We start from the raw sequence: 14,526 nt of genomic DNA on the forward strand, positions 1-14,526 counted from the left end.
ACTTAATCCTTCCTTAATTCAGATTCAATTAGTTGAATAATCTGTTTAGCAATGTTCCTTTTGTTAGTTTGTTCTATTGCCTGTTCTTCCCCATTCTTTGTCATAAACAAAACTTCATTTTGGTCGGAATCAAATCCGATATCTTCACGACTGACATCGTTTAGTACTATCGCATCTAAATTTTTCTTTTCAAGCTTTTTCTTTCCGTACTCCTTAATATCCTGAGTTTCCGCTGCAAAACCAACTAAAAATTGCTTCGTCTTATGCTGACCAAGATAATGGAGGATGTCCATGGTTCGTTCCATTTCCAACGTCAAGGAACCTTCTTGCTTTTTGATTTTATGATTGTTTCGTAATGCCGGACGGTAATCTGCTACTGCAGCGGTCTTAATTATAATATCCATCTTTTCATAGTACTTTTTCACTTGTTCAAACATTTCATCAGCACTGGTTACTTCAATAGTTGTGACATTTACAGGAGGGGTTAATGCAGTAGGTCCTGAAATTAACACTACCTCAGCACCGTTTTCCATTGCTGCTTGTGCTAGTGCATACCCCATTTTTCCAGAAGAGTAATTGGTGAAATAACGTACCGGATCTAAAGCTTCTCTTGTCGGTCCTGCTGTAATTAACACCTTATTACCCTTCCATTTGGTTGTTCGATTAGTTTCCATATCTAGTAGTTCTACCATATTTTCTGGTTCTTCAAGACGGCCTTTTCCTATATAACCGCAGGCGAGGTAACCATCCCCCGGTTCGATAAAGCGATATCCCCAATTTTCAAGCGTGTGCAGATTCTGAATCACTGCCGGGTGTTGATACATATGAACATTCATAGCAGGTGCTACATAAACAGGCGCTTGTGTAGCCAATAGAGTCGTAGTTAACATATCATCAGCAATACCATTTGCTATTTTGCCGATGGTATTAGCTGTAGCAGGTGCTAACAACACGAGGTCGGCCCAATCAGCTAAATCGATATGAGCTATTTTGGTTGGATCCTTTTCATCAAATGTATCCGTATATACAGGGTTTCTGGAAATTGCTTGAAAAGTAAGGGGTGTAACAAATTCTTTAGCATGTTCAGTCATGATTACTTTTACATCAGCTCCGGCCTGTGTGAGCTTACTTGTTAATGCAACTGCTTTATAAACAGCAATACCACCAGAAACTCCTAGAAGCACTTTCTTTCCGTCTAACATATTATTACCCCTTTCTTGATATAGAAGAAACCCCCGCAAGCAGAAGCAATGCGAGGGAGTCTCTTCTATTCAACATCGATATTATTCATTCATCATCTTATAGTCGGGATCAACTTTTAATTTTTCCTCTAAGATCTCCTCTAAAGCAAGACCCACGAAAGTTGCTGCTCTAGGAGTTTCAACTTGGTGCATTTTCGTATCTTGAATTTGTCGTGCTCTTTTGGCTGCAAGTGTTACTAATGTATATTTGGAATTAATTTTTGTTTGTAACTTATCTATCGACGGCTCCAAAATCATTTTTCATCTACCTCCAATAATGCTTTGTATTGTTTTGCCACTCTTTCGCGCTTACAATGTTCACTTTGGACAATTGCTTGAACTTTCCTGACCGCTTCATCTATATTATCATTTACCACAACATAATCATACTTATCCATCATTTCAATTTCATTTCGTGCCTCTCTAAGCCGGTTCATGATAAGATCTTCTGTTTCAGTCCCACGGTCAACAATTCGATTTTTTAATTCTTCCAAACTAGGCGGAATTAAAAAGATAAACACACCTTGTGGAAAGTTTTCCTTTACTTGTAATGCACCTTGAACTTCAATCTCAAGAAAAACATCGTGACCTTTCTCGATCGTATCTTCTACATACTGTTTCGGTGTTCCGTAATAGTTCCCAACATACTCAGCATATTCCAGCATTTTCTTCTCGTTAATCATTTGTTCAAATTGTTCACGTGTGCGGTAAAAATAATCGACACCTTCTTGTTCTCCTTCACGCATCGCTCTCGTTGTCATGGAAATAGAATACATTAAGTTAGTGTCTTGTTCAAATAACGCTTTTCGTACTGTTCCTTTGCCTACTCCAGATGGACCAGACAAAATAAACAGTATTCCTTTCTCTTCTATCAACATAGCTCCTCCTACTACTCTTCATTTATTTCATCATGACTAATCACTCTTTGACCGACAGTTTCTGGCTGAACAGCGGATAACACTACATGGTCACTATCTGTAATAATGACCGCTCTTGTTCTTCTACCATATGTAGCATCTACCAGTTTATTATTATCTCTGGCAACTGTAATGATACGTTTAATTGGTGCAGATTCTGGTGATACAATAGAAATGATTCTATTTGCAGACACCACGTTTCCAAAACCTATATTAATTAACTTCAAACTCATCTCGAGCTCCCCCTTAAATTGTAAAGAACAACTTATTCTACATTTTGTATTTGTTCTTTCATTTTTTCTGCTTCACTTTTTAAATAAACAATTTGCTCACTGATCAACACGTCATTTGATTTAGAGCCTATCGTGTTCAGCTCTCTGTTTATTTCTTGAACAATAAAATCTAATTTTCTACCAAGCGGATCAGTTTCCCCCATAATTTGTTGAAATTGCTTAATATGACTATGTATTCGTGTTAGCTCTTCGGATATATCACCTTTCTCTGCAAGCAGTGCGACTTCCTGATAGAGTTTGGATTCGTCGGAAACAGACGTATTTTCAAGATATTTGTTAATACGTTCAAGTATTCGCTCTTGATACTCTATTATAACAATTTTTCGTCTTTCCCCCAACTGTTTTATATTATTTTGTATATTTTCTGTTCTGGTAAGGAGGTCTTTTCGTAATTCTGTCCCCTCTATTGTTCGCATTTGATTAGCTTTGTTAACCGCTTTTTCCACTGTATGTTTCACATGTGTTTCAGTATTGGTACTTATTTCTTCTTTCTCTTCAATGTGAAATATATCAGGAAACTGACTGATCATCTCGGTTGAGATTTCTCCTGCCAGCTGGTATTTCGTTTGTAATTGTTTTAGTTGATCGATGTATTGATCGACTAAATCCCAATCTGTTTGTAATTGTTTACGATGTGTATATGTACCCGTGATATAGATCGACACACTGATTTTTCCTCGCTTGATCTTATCCTGAACAATTTTTTTCAATTGATCCTCTATAGGTAATAAGAATTTGGGCATATGAAAAGTAATATCGAGATAACGATGATTAACCGCTTTAACCTCCGTATTAATTTCCAACTGATCATTTCGAAACTCTTCTCTGCCAAAACCAGTCATGCTTAACATATGTCATATCCCTTCCATAATAAACAGTATAAACACTAGTATCTAACCATAATCATCATATCAAAAATTCTAATGATTAGACAAATAATTTTTGGATTCTTTTTACCCATAATAGGATGAAAGAAAAGCGAGCCGATGATGACTTTCGCCCAAGGGCATAAGGACGGCTAGGCCTTTGGCTATCACAAATCGGCAAGTCTTCTTAATCGTAGGACGATTAGTGAAGTCGCCTAGTTTTTGGGCGCTTGGAGCTAGCGTAATTTTCTTGTCTAGTTAAAAAAGCCACCAAATGATAACAAGCGAATCTCCTTCGTTGGCTTGTTTCTTCGTTGCACACGTATTTAAATGCATACGCTCCGCTACTCGAACCTTCGCCGCCTCGACCTTCTTGCTTCTCATTCGGCAACTTTTTGAACACGTACTATAAGTAATGGTATAATGGAATAATGAGGTGATTTAAATGGTATTTGATGGAATAGTTACTCGTGCAATTACACACGAACTGCAACATGAGTTGGCATCTGGACGTGTATTAAAAATATATCAGCCTACTGATACCGAATTATTATTTACAATTAGAAAATTCGGCACAAATAAACAACTTTTAATTAGTGCTCATTCAAGTTATGCCAGAATTCATAATACAACAGATACATACGAAAATCCTACAGAACCTTCTATGTACTGTATGATGCTTCGAAAGTATTTAAATGGGAGCTTTATCGAATCAGTTGAACAAATAGAAAATGAACGAATTATCCATATTCACTTTCAAACCAAGAATGAATTGGGAGATAAAAGTATAAAAACTTTGATTGTAGAACTGATGGGAAAACATAGTAATATCATTTTAGTTGATCGTGATCGTCATGTTATTCTTGAAAGTATTAAACATATATCAAGTGCCCAAAACAGACACAGGTCCATTTTACCCGGAAGTACGTACGTTCAACCGCCTGATCAAGGGAAACATAATCCGTTAAGCACTGACGAAGATACATTTATCCGGAAATTGGATTTTAATGCAGGTAAACTAGATCAACAAATCGTGAATACGTATATGGGTATTTCACCTGTTTTAGCAAAAGAAATTGTAGCGAAAGCTGGGCTTGGTAATACAGACGCTTTTAAAGAAACTTTTTCTACCATCCAACAGCAAATAATACAGCATCAATATAAGCCTTTTATATCCAAGGGTAAAAAAGAAAGCTTTTACGTATTACCTTTATCGACCAAAGACTACGAAATAGAGTATTTTAATTCGGTAAGCACTATGTTAGATGTGTTTTATTCCGGCAAGGCTGAACGTGATCGCGTTAAACAAAAAGCAGGGGACTTATTACGCTTCTTAACTAATGAACAAAAGAAAAACAAACGAAAATTAGTGAAATTAGATAAAACATTGGAACAAGCTAAGAATGCAGATCGCTATCAAAGAGATGGCGAATTATTAACGGCACATATGCATTTAGTAAAAAAAGGGGATAAAGAAGTCGAGGTGATCGATTATTATGACCCTAATCAAGCGAAAAGAACGATATCACTTAACGAGAATAAAACTCCTAGCGAAAATGCGCAGTCCCTTTTCAAGAGGTATCACAAACTAAAAACATCTAAACAAATGGTCGAAGAAGAAAAAAAGAAGACATATCAGGAAATAGATTATTTAGATGAAATAATCGAACAAATTGACACTGCCAGAGAACAGGATATTGAGGAAATACGCGAGGAATTACAAGAACAAGGTTACCTAAAGAAAAAACAAGTGAAAACAAAGAAAAAAAAGAAAGTAACGAAACCAATACCGGAAACATTTTACGCTTCAGATGGAACGGAAATTTTGGTTGGTAAAAATAATAAGCAAAATGAACATTTAACTAATCGTATAGCGCGCAAAGATGAAATTTGGTTGCATACAAAAGACATTCCAGGTTCACATGTCGTGATTCGTTCAACGGAACCAAGTGAAGATACTTTATTGGAGGCCGCTCAACTCGCTGCCAATTTCAGTAAATCAAAACACTCTTCTTCTGTTCCAGTCGACTATACCTTAATAAGACATGTAAAAAAACCAAATGGTGCGAAACCAGGTTTTGTTACCTATGAAAATCAAAAAACACTTTATGTGACACCAGATCAAAGCTTTCTAACAAAATTAAAAGCGAAATCATAAAGTAGACTATGATCAGTGGGGGGATTAATCCTCACTGCTCATTAGCGAAACTTATCAAGGTGTTAGCGTCTGTTATCCCTAAAACTTTTACTTGAAGCTTGAATTGGAGGTCTTACAGACGGTTAGCACCGTGATAATATATAACGCTCAGTCGGTCACTTGACTGAGCGTCATATTTTTTATAGCATACAAAATCCATAAACTTTACAGTGTTTTCTAAGATATCAGTTTGTTGATTATTCTAGCTGTATTTAGTGAGACTTATCAGGGTGCTAGCGTCCGTTATTCCCCACTTAGCTTCTTTTATTTACTCGAACCTTGAAGTGAGGGTTTTATGGACAATTGTCACCGTGATAAATCCTGTAAGTCATTAACCGTTATAAACTGATAATCTCTCTCGGATAACGCTTCTAAAATACCTTCGACGGCTTTAAGTTCTTCTCCTGTATCATCATACATCGGGTGCATCAGAATAATGGAGCCCGGTTCCATATTATCCACCACGTAATTTACTTTATCAGCAGGTTCTTCATAAAAACTATCTGGTTCAAGATTCCACATAATCGTTTCTATATCATTTTTATGCAAATACCATGGCAAACCTACGATTTTCTTTCCATTTGGTGGTCTAAAATCAATTTGTCCCTTATAACCAATTTCTCTAATTAATTGATTTGTCTTTTCCACTTCGTTTTTAATAAAGGTTGGAGATTTGAAAATCATTCGATGATGAGAATAAGTATGGTTTGCAACCTGGTGTCCAGCTTGGACAATTGCTTCAGCCTCTTCTGGATACTCTTTTATATATTCTCCAATCAGAAAAAACGTTGCTTTAGCATTATATTTTTCTAACAACGTTATAATTTCATTAACGTTTTTAGTAGGACCATCATCAAAGGTAAGTGCTACAACATTTTCATTTGTTTCAACTTTGGCAGTTAAGTTACCAAATAATTGAAAGGTTCTAGAATTCATTAGTTTATAACCTCCAAATAATATGGAAGCTAAACAAATAACAATGATCGCAAATGAAATTAAAACTTTTTTCATTATCCTTACCTTCTTTTCTTTATATTATCTAAAAATTGAATAACTAGTACTCCATTAATATAAACAGTATATCAGAAAGTAGTATGAAAGATAACAAGGGGCTAAATCACAATATGGTATTCATCCATAAAAAATAACAGCTTCAAATCTTATGATTAATAAGCTGTATATAGTCCATCTTGTACGAATATTTTACAGCGCATTGAATAACTATACTTTGTCTGCCACTACTCAAATTTGCCGTAGAGATTGGTGTAAAAAGTTGAGGATCTAAGTTAAGGAAATTCATCCACGATCATTTCTAATCAACAGCAAAATTTAATAGGCTTTTTCCATTAACTCATGGATTTCCTTACTTAATTTTCCTTTTAATTCACCATGTGTTTCTTGCGAATATTGATATTCAGGATTGCTCCATTTTTCAGCAGAGTATTGCCATACAGGATATGGAATTCGTTCTTCAGGTTCCCAATTATAACGGGGAAACACATGTGCATGTAAATAAGCATCCGTATTCCCATAAATTGAATAATTAACCCTTCTAGGTTCACATACTTTCAAGATAGCTTCGCCTATCAAACTCATGTCTAATAAGTAATCACTTCGTTGTTTAAAATCAAGTTCTTCTAGTGATCCGAATTTTTTAGATGGTAGAAGTACACAGTAACCTGGTAGGAACTGAGTATCACCAATAGCAGCAAAACCACTTTTCATTTTGACCATAATCATTGGGTTTTCTCCTCGATGTGCAGATTCTATTCTGTCTTTTTTCCAATTATTATTAGTATTTATGTTCATTTATTATCTCTCCCTTAAACTTAGTTAAATACTACCTTCTCCTTCTAGAAGGTTTTATATTTCCTCCTCTTTAACATTACTGTCTTTTACTTTGATTGAATGAAGAAAATAGGTATTTTTAATTCGCCATACACTCTTGCATATTGGTTTCCACCAGCTTGTTCCAGATATTCCTTCATAATGAAAACTGCATCAAGCTCAGTAGAAATTTTATTAACATTTAATTCTAATTCGTCTAAGGATACATTCATAAAATTAACATTCTGTTCCTTTACCTCAGGTGTTTTACCTATTACACCAATGTTCAAATTTCTCCTCTTGTAAGTAGGCGAGTCAACCTCATCTTCTGCTTTACAACCTATTAAGGATAAGAATAAAACTAAAAATCCTATAAGCAATTTTTTTATATTCATTGCCCCTTTGACTCAAAGTCGTATTAAGTTTGCTATCTACTTCAACATAACTATACGTTAGTTCAATATCTTGTAATTTGATTTTAACATAATATTCCAATAATTCATCCACAAAAAGAAAAGACCATCAAATTAATGATAGGCTTGTTCAACTCTTGCATCTTTAGTTTAAGAACTATTTCTCTCTTATTAGATTTCCATTTTTATCGTAATATTTGTAATTCCGATATTCATAACTATCTTTATTTTTTTGAGGTAAATCAACCCAAGTAACGGTTGCTTGATACGGAGTGAAATTTTGTTCTAATGTTGACTCATTTATATCTACTTGCATTCTCGCAATTTTACTTTCATAATTCGTGACGAACAACATTTTTGAATTTCCCATTAAGGGTAAGAACAAACTAAATGATTCATTATGGTGTGATTCGATATGCTTCCAGACATAATCACCCTTCTCATTTTTATTGAACTCGATATAAGACGGACTATTATTGGATAGGAAGCCTACAATTCTAACATCATTAAAATCATTGATTTCCAGAAGTTCAATTTCTTTATTCTTATAGCCATCAATAGACTTAATTTCCTTTACTATAGAAGCCTTATCATTTCCATATAACACATTTGAATTATAAAAATAATATGAAACCAGCGAGACCAGTATCAGTGCAGCTATAATTAACCCAATTGTTTTCTTCCCCATAGACTATCAACCCTCTCTTTTATTACACAATCCTGCTACGGTAATATAATAAGTTCTGCAAAAATAGCCGATATCTTTCAAGATACTCACCCTTTTTTGGAATAAAGGAATAGATGTCTTTATACAAAAATAGAATATTTTACAGGATTTCCAAATCCTAATTTCTCAGCTAATTTAATAGAAGATCTATTTAATATGTCACAATCCCAACATGGCATTAAATCCTTTTCAAGACAGTGATCTATGAAAGCTTTTGCTATGATAGTTGCTAATTCTTTTCCCCTATAAGCTTTGTGAGTTGCAATATCAATTTCTGAGAATTTCAGTGATGAAAAAATTGAAGTACATTCACTAACTACTTTTCCTTTATGAAGAATACAATAGCCGAAACCATTTTCAGTAAAATTGGATACAGATCCCCAATATTCATTATAGTAATCCTCATTAAATTCCACGCTACTACAAATCATCTCTTCATTAATTTTTTTTATAGAATACTCTGTAGATGGTAGTTTCTTAACATTCAAATCCTTATTAAGCTTATAACTAAAAGAAAATCTACTCACTTGTCTTATTTTTTCATTTTGTTGTTTTTTTATCACAAGATCCAATTTTCTGTTGATGAAAATAAAGTAAATCGCAATTTCTTGTTTTTCCTTTCCCTATATAAATCAAAAAGAGATTTATTAAATTTCCTATTTATTTCTTCTCCTACAACAAAATAAATACCAGAATTAGTTCCAATTAAGACGGTATTTGGATCTTTTGAGTCGGCATAAACTGTTCCTTCAATGTAACCTTCCAAGACTGAAAAGGAAAAGGTTGGAGGTTTTATTTCGTTATCATTCATTATTTTTATTACTTTAGCGTAATCAGTTTTATTTAGTATAATCATATGATTTCACCTTTCTGTATTACAACAGATAAATTTTCACTTATAAAAAGATTTCTTGGTTAAATCCCCCTGTTTCTTTAGCACAAGCAGCGATTGCTTTCTTATTGAACAATCGCACCCGTTCGTTATACATAAAGACCAACACAATAATTGCATATTATATAAATGAAGTGACAATAAGTAATTATTTCTTACCTTTTAGTTCTAAAAGTATAGGTGCTATATTTAGTAAGATAGAAACAATTGTCAAAAACCATAATGCCCTTTCCATACCATGTACTACATCCAATAAAGCTGCCCAATCTTCCACTTTTACCCACCGAGATACAAGACTGTATTCTGCACAAAGTGTTAATGCTGTAAATGATAATCCCATCGCCATAGCAAGCTTATAATCCTTTCCTGCTTTATACATATAAAGATTTATAAAAGTTGCTACTATAGCAATAACCCCTAATATTACCCACATAACTATACCTCCATATATTTTTATTTATGTCCTGTAATAATACTAATGTGCTTCATCTCTAATTTTTGCATTACTTTTTTATTAGACATTAATACGTCTAATCTTATTTCACAGTAAATGCTCATTCCTTTTGTGACTTCTTATTGAACAAATCTGCTCCGTTCAATATCTTGTAATTTAATTTTAACATAATATTCCACCAATTTATCTACAAAAAAAGACTACCAAATTAATGATAGTCTTGTTCAACTCTTATACCAGTTTGTTTAAGTGTAGCGTTACCTCATCATTTGATTCTTCGATATAATTCTTAAAAGGGCCACTTTAGTATGGAGGGTTTCGGATGATTTGACTTTTTTAATGTATAATTAAGGCAACGTCATTATATCCTTTACCCTTCATACCTCTGACAATCTTTTATGATTACTTAAAACAAAAATAAGCGTGGCACCTTCTCCGGTGGGTACCACGCTTATTATTTAATTTACTGGATTTTGTCCCAGCTTTTATAAATACTGGTTCATTTACTATTCTGTATAAAATTCTAGTTCAGCTATATTTCCATAACCACCATCTGGACTCATATACCGAAGATAACGATATGATTTTTCAGTTTGTATTTCGGCTACATTCCATCCAGATTCTGGTTCTGAAGGTATCGTATATAAATCGACAAACCCTTCCGTTGAGGAAACATTTGATCCTTGAATCTTACCTCCAGTCATTCTACGTGTAAAACCTTCTCGTGGATAGAACCTAACTTCACTAAGCACCACTTGATTATCTTCACCTGCATCAATTCCTGTATATCCACCATTTGCCTCGCTATAGTCATAAAATGTAGTAATGTCTCCATCCAAAGCTTTATCAAATTCTCCACCTGGTGCCCATGGCGGACCTGCCCCAAAAGGAGTTCCTGTTAATAATTGTAACTGGTTTGAAATTTCAACTATCAATTCTCCTACAACATCGGATCCATCCATCGCCTCTGCAATAACTTTTACTTCTCCATTCAAACCTTTATCATTTGCTGACAACAACCCATCCGAAGTTATAGTAGCTAGCTCAGTATCTGATCCGTCTACGTCAGTAACGGACCATTCCACTGATTGATTAGCATTAGCTGGTGAAACCTGTGCTACCAACTGCAATGTTCCACGGTTAGTTTTGATAGATTTCGCTCCGGCTTCACCGTTTATAACAATCTCGGAAACATCATCATATAAATCGATAGACTGTACGACATCATCCATTGAAATGACTTCCTTACTGCTGCTTGTATAGGCAATATCAGTTAGAGTAATAGCCGCTTTAAACGCTTCTGTTTCTTTCGCTTTCATATTCACTTTAAACAACTCAGGATTATTAAAGAATTGACTAGGTGAACCTTTTAGAACAAGACTAACCTCACCAGGTTGTTCAGACCGTTGGGAATCTACTTCTACTTTTTCGACTAAAGGTTCAACCGAAACAAATTCGATAAGCTCAGAATCATACTCAAGGCTCATTTCAAAAGATTGGATGTTTTCTGCTTCACCGTTAACTGCATAGGTAAGACTATACGAATCACCTACTTTAACAGAATCTGGCCCCTTAACGGATAAAGCAGGATCCACCATTTCAACATTCACCGTATCCACTCCAACAAAGGTATCACCAGATGTTGAAGTGACACTAACTCTAACCTCAACTTCACCGCTTTGTCCATCAAGTGCACGAATAAATGCTTTGCGATCCACTTTCACTTTATAGACTTTATTTACTTCCTGCACTTCGCCACTAACTATCTGCCCGTTCACTCTAAGTTCAGCTGCAGATGCATCTCCTAAATCAGTGACATGAGCAGGTACTTGAACATTGACTGTCATTTCACCTTTCGCTTTCCCCTTCAATGTTTCAGGATTTATATCAACATTTGAAGGTATCACTAAGTCAATATTCGGTATCGGAGCTCTTTCCATACCGTTACCTAAGAAATAACTAGTGTGCGGTGGTTGATTATAACCTACATTTTGCCAAGCAATACCTAATCGATAAACAGGATCATGCATTAGCGTTGGGATCCGATGTTCTGTTAGATCGGTTGTTGTATAAAGACGAAGTTCCGTACTCTCAATATCTCTCACTATTACTTCTTCACGCCAGTCACCAATGATATCGGCTTGTAAAGTAGGATTTCCTTTTGTGCCATTGTTAGAAGTTGTTCCTTCTATCTTTAGAATATTGTCTAGCTCGTTTTTTTCATAATCCCATTTGTCGATTCTAGGTGTGCCTATCCCTATATCATAATTCGTCCAGTCATGATCTAGTAGCTCTCGTGATAAATCGCCATCCCACCAAATTGCGGAGTTCGCAGATGGAATATCTGTACCAATCTCCTTACCATCAGCGGTATAAAGGAAACCTTCCCCACCATTCCATGCGCCACCAACAGCCCAAGCTTCTGCTCCTTCATAACGAGGGTCGATATCAGCTGATACACCTCTTCCAGTATCTTTTCCTGTATGCAATCCCCATAGCAATTCACCTGTAGCAGCATCACGCATTGTGAGACCATAATCTCCCCATTCATGCACTTGAAATACTTCCATACCAGGTCTGTTAGGGTCGAGGTCACTCACATGCATCGCATCTCCGTGGTTCCATCCTGTCGAATAGAGTCCAGTGCCGTCATCATCAATAGCCATGGCACCAAAAATAATTTCATCTTTGCCATCTTCATCTACATCAGCAATACTTAAGTTGTGGTTTCCTTGACCGGCATATGCTTCATTACCATCATCGTCACTGTCAAATGTCCATAACTTTGTTAACTCACCATCTCGGAAGTTATAAGCTGTAAGCATTGTTTTTTCATAATAACCGCGCGTCATAACAAGGCTAGGTTTTTGACCATCAAGGTAGGCAATACCTGCAAGGAAGCGATCCCCACGGTTCCCATATGTGTCACCCCAGTCTCCCATATTGCCTCTAGCTGGAGAAAAGTCTGTTGTAACAAGTTCTTCGCCTGTTTCACCGTTAAAGACTGTTAAATATTCAGGACCTTCTAAAATACGACCCTCGTTGTTACGGTAATCAGCATCTGCATCACCAATGACTTTGCCAGTTGCATCTGTTGTTCCGTCTGCTGTTTTGAGGGCAACTTCTGCTTTACCGTCACTGTCTAAGTCATAGACCATGTATTGTGTATAATGCGCACCTGCACGTACGTTCTTTCCTAGACCAATTCTCCATAGCTTCGTACCATCTAATTCATAAGCATCCAGGAAAACTTCACCGGTATAGCCGCTATGTGAATTATCTTTTGAGTTCGATGGATCCCACTTTAAAATGATCTCGTATTCTCCATCACCATCAAGGTCACCAACACTTGCATCATTGGCATGATAAGTATAAGATACGCCGTCCGGTGTTGTTCCACCTTCTGGTTTATCAAGGGGAATAGAGTGATGTTGTTCTCCCCATACTGTCACTTCTTTTGATTCATCTACCTCTTCACCGTTCAAGACAGCGCTTACATTATAAACCGAATTAGTTGTTCCTTTTTCATCTAAATAATTTGTGGTTGATGTTATCGGTGCATCATTTATCTTCTGGCCATCTCGGTAAAGATTAAAAGCAACGTCTTTCGATTCTGTACCCAATAAACGCCAGCTTATAAAAATACCGTCACCTGTGTTAACAGCAACAACACCTCGATCCAAGTATTCCATTTGATATGGAGTTGTTACCGCTTCTTTTGCATTCATAGTCGAAAATTTGCCTGTACCAGGCAATGATAAAGCGATAGCAGCTGCGCTTACAACAATTGCACTTTGTTTTAAATGTTTTTTCAAGCTTCTTAGCACGAATGAAACCTCCTAAATAGATTAATAATCCATGTTCTAGATTCAATAAATAAAAAATGTATGAAGACTCTGTGAAGGTAAGGTAGGGTAATTGATGTGAAAGGACTCATTTTTTAATAAGAAATAACAGTTCACCTCCATTACAATAATAAAATCCCTTTCGTTTGCCTACCTTTCGTACCCCACATTATAGCAAGGAATGAAAATTAAGGAACCCAAAAATCAGTGATAAATATTTAAAAATCAGTGTATTACGACATCCTGATACTTCCTTACTAGGACCATTTCGACCTGTTTTAAATAGTACCAACTTTACGATATAATGTGGGTTTTAGATAAACGTGCCCCTAGAGGGATCGACTATCAGTTTTACGATAGACTTCACCTACTGACTTTTGCAGGATAATTAGGAAGTCTATTTTCTGATGGTGTGATCGGTGCTGACACCAACTTGTTGATACGCTTTACTGCTTAACCGGGATGGGTGCGAGAAGTAGAACGTAGTCCATGCAATCACTATACTTTCCGAATCAAGAGTTGAGTTTACCAGCTGCTATCCTTAAGTTTAATAAGGTTTTATCTCTCTTTCTCTAAATTCCTTAATAAATACGGTATAGCAGTATTAATATACATCACTAATTGATTCATTTGCTCTAAGAAGGCAGCATTTTCTGGAGAACCTATATTTACGGGAGTTTGTTGACCATGTAATACTTCATTAAATAAATAATAATCGCCTGAACCCATAATTATTCTGAGTTTAGGCGATTTAAAATTTTTATACTTTTTTTGCAATCTATTTTCTTATTCATATTGCATTCTTATACACTAAAGTCGAACAACATCGAATTAATACACTTCTTGCGGTTTCC

At 35.6% G+C, this 14,526-nt stretch carries 13 protein-coding genes and 2 pseudogenes; 1 reads left to right on the top strand and 14 read right to left on the bottom strand.

Annotation, left to right across the window (positions count from 1 at the left end; all coding sequences use genetic code 11):
• Positions 1–2: 2 nt before the first annotated feature.
• The 5 genes from coaBC to ACTWP4_RS10770 all read right to left on the bottom strand — a co-directional run bounded on the left by coaBC (position 3) and on the right by ACTWP4_RS10770 (position 3,302).
• Positions 3–1,202, bottom strand: a complete 1,200-nt coding sequence (gene coaBC / locus ACTWP4_RS10750; protein ID WP_443128761.1) for a bifunctional phosphopantothenoylcysteine decarboxylase/phosphopantothenate--cysteine ligase CoaBC — start codon at positions 1,200–1,202, stop codon at positions 3–5.
• 81 nt (positions 1,203–1,283) lie between these two features.
• Positions 1,284–1,499 (bottom strand): DNA-directed RNA polymerase subunit omega, encoded by a 216-nt coding sequence (rpoZ, locus tag ACTWP4_RS10755; protein WP_443128762.1) that lies wholly within the window; start codon positions 1,497–1,499, stop codon positions 1,284–1,286.
• Complete coding sequence (gene gmk / locus ACTWP4_RS10760; RefSeq protein WP_443128763.1) at positions 1,496–2,116, bottom strand: guanylate kinase; 621 nt, start codon at positions 2,114–2,116, stop codon at positions 1,496–1,498. Before gmk ends, rpoZ begins: the two co-directional genes overlap by 4 nt.
• A gap of 14 nt (positions 2,117–2,130) precedes the next feature.
• The gene (gene remA / locus ACTWP4_RS10765) at positions 2,131–2,391 is read right to left on the bottom strand and encodes an extracellular matrix/biofilm regulator RemA (RefSeq protein WP_018932726.1); all 261 of its coding nucleotides are present in this window, start codon (positions 2,389–2,391) and stop codon (positions 2,131–2,133) included.
• Between the two features lie 32 nt (positions 2,392–2,423).
• Positions 2,424–3,302, bottom strand: coding sequence for a YicC/YloC family endoribonuclease (locus ACTWP4_RS10770; RefSeq protein ID WP_443128764.1), 879 nt, complete (start codon positions 3,300–3,302; stop codon positions 2,424–2,426).
• Between the two features lie 460 nt (positions 3,303–3,762).
• Here ACTWP4_RS10770 and ACTWP4_RS10775 point away from each other — a divergent pair, with 460 nt between their 5' ends.
• Complete coding sequence (locus ACTWP4_RS10775) at positions 3,763–5,475, top strand: Rqc2 family fibronectin-binding protein (protein WP_443128765.1); 1,713 nt, start codon at positions 3,763–3,765, stop codon at positions 5,473–5,475.
• A gap of 345 nt (positions 5,476–5,820) precedes the next feature.
• On the opposite strand, the gene ACTWP4_RS10780 is transcribed toward ACTWP4_RS10775, so the two are convergent.
• The 9 genes and pseudogenes from ACTWP4_RS10780 to ACTWP4_RS10820 form a co-directional block, all read right to left on the bottom strand.
• The gene (locus ACTWP4_RS10780; protein ID WP_443128766.1) at positions 5,821–6,525 is read right to left on the bottom strand and encodes a polysaccharide deacetylase family protein; all 705 of its coding nucleotides are present in this window, start codon (positions 6,523–6,525) and stop codon (positions 5,821–5,823) included.
• A 318-nt stretch (positions 6,526–6,843) separates the two neighbouring features.
• Positions 6,844–7,323, bottom strand: a complete 480-nt coding sequence (locus ACTWP4_RS10785; RefSeq protein ID WP_443128767.1) for an HIT family protein — start codon at positions 7,321–7,323, stop codon at positions 6,844–6,846.
• An 86-nt stretch (positions 7,324–7,409) separates the two neighbouring features.
• Positions 7,410–7,631, bottom strand: a complete 222-nt coding sequence (locus tag ACTWP4_RS10790; protein ID WP_443128768.1) for a hypothetical protein — start codon at positions 7,629–7,631, stop codon at positions 7,410–7,412.
• 280 nt (positions 7,632–7,911) lie between these two features.
• Positions 7,912–8,442 (bottom strand): hypothetical protein, encoded by a 531-nt coding sequence (locus ACTWP4_RS10795; RefSeq protein WP_443128769.1) that lies wholly within the window; start codon positions 8,440–8,442, stop codon positions 7,912–7,914.
• A gap of 119 nt (positions 8,443–8,561) precedes the next feature.
• A pseudogene (locus ACTWP4_RS10800) lies at positions 8,562–9,337 on the bottom strand (GNAT family N-acetyltransferase).
• Positions 9,338–9,521: 184 nt separating this feature from the next.
• Complete coding sequence (locus ACTWP4_RS10805; protein WP_443128770.1) at positions 9,522–9,806, bottom strand: hypothetical protein; 285 nt, start codon at positions 9,804–9,806, stop codon at positions 9,522–9,524.
• A gap of 527 nt (positions 9,807–10,333) precedes the next feature.
• Positions 10,334–11,767, bottom strand: coding sequence for a cohesin domain-containing protein (locus tag ACTWP4_RS10810; RefSeq protein ID WP_443128906.1), 1,434 nt, complete (start codon positions 11,765–11,767; stop codon positions 10,334–10,336).
• Positions 11,741–13,555: pseudogene (locus tag ACTWP4_RS10815) on the bottom strand (rhamnogalacturonan lyase); the annotation flags it as partial. The pseudogene ACTWP4_RS10815 and the gene ACTWP4_RS10810, both read right to left, overlap by 27 nt.
• 675 nt (positions 13,556–14,230) lie before the next feature.
• Positions 14,231–14,449 (bottom strand): hypothetical protein, encoded by a 219-nt coding sequence (locus tag ACTWP4_RS10820; protein ID WP_443128771.1) that lies wholly within the window; start codon positions 14,447–14,449, stop codon positions 14,231–14,233.
• Positions 14,450–14,526: the final 77 nt, after the last annotated feature.

Origin of the sequence: Gracilibacillus sp. D59 (assembly GCF_052246695.1) — a bacterium.
In the GTDB taxonomy this organism is placed as follows: Bacteria; Bacillota; Bacilli; order Bacillales; family Amphibacillaceae; genus Gracilibacillus.

Excerpts from the sequence above, each read along its gene's own strand:
- coaBC (WP_443128761.1), bottom strand. The coding sequence starts at position 1,202 with ATGTTAGACGGAAAGAAAGTGCTTCTAGGAGTTTCTGGTGGTATTGCT.
- ACTWP4_RS10795 (WP_443128769.1), bottom strand. The coding sequence starts at position 8,442 with ATGGGGAAGAAAACAATTGGGTTAATTATAGCTGCACTGATACTGGTC.
- ACTWP4_RS10775 (WP_443128765.1), top strand. The coding sequence starts at position 3,763 with ATGGTATTTGATGGAATAGTTACTCGTGCAATTACACACGAACTGCAA.
- ACTWP4_RS10810 (WP_443128906.1), bottom strand. The coding sequence starts at position 11,767 with ATGGAAAGAGCTCCGATACCGAATATTGACTTAGTGATACCTTCAAAT.
- ACTWP4_RS10785 (WP_443128767.1), bottom strand. The coding sequence starts at position 7,323 with ATGAACATAAATACTAATAATAATTGGAAAAAAGACAGAATAGAATCT.
- ACTWP4_RS10770 (WP_443128764.1), bottom strand. The coding sequence starts at position 3,302 with ATGTTAAGCATGACTGGTTTTGGCAGAGAAGAGTTTCGAAATGATCAG.
- ACTWP4_RS10780 (WP_443128766.1), bottom strand. The coding sequence starts at position 6,525 with ATGAAAAAAGTTTTAATTTCATTTGCGATCATTGTTATTTGTTTAGCT.
- ACTWP4_RS10805 (WP_443128770.1), bottom strand. The coding sequence starts at position 9,806 with ATGTGGGTAATATTAGGGGTTATTGCTATAGTAGCAACTTTTATAAAT.
- rpoZ (WP_443128762.1), bottom strand. The coding sequence starts at position 1,499 with ATGATTTTGGAGCCGTCGATAGATAAGTTACAAACAAAAATTAATTCC.
- remA (WP_018932726.1), bottom strand. The coding sequence starts at position 2,391 with ATGAGTTTGAAGTTAATTAATATAGGTTTTGGAAACGTGGTGTCTGCA.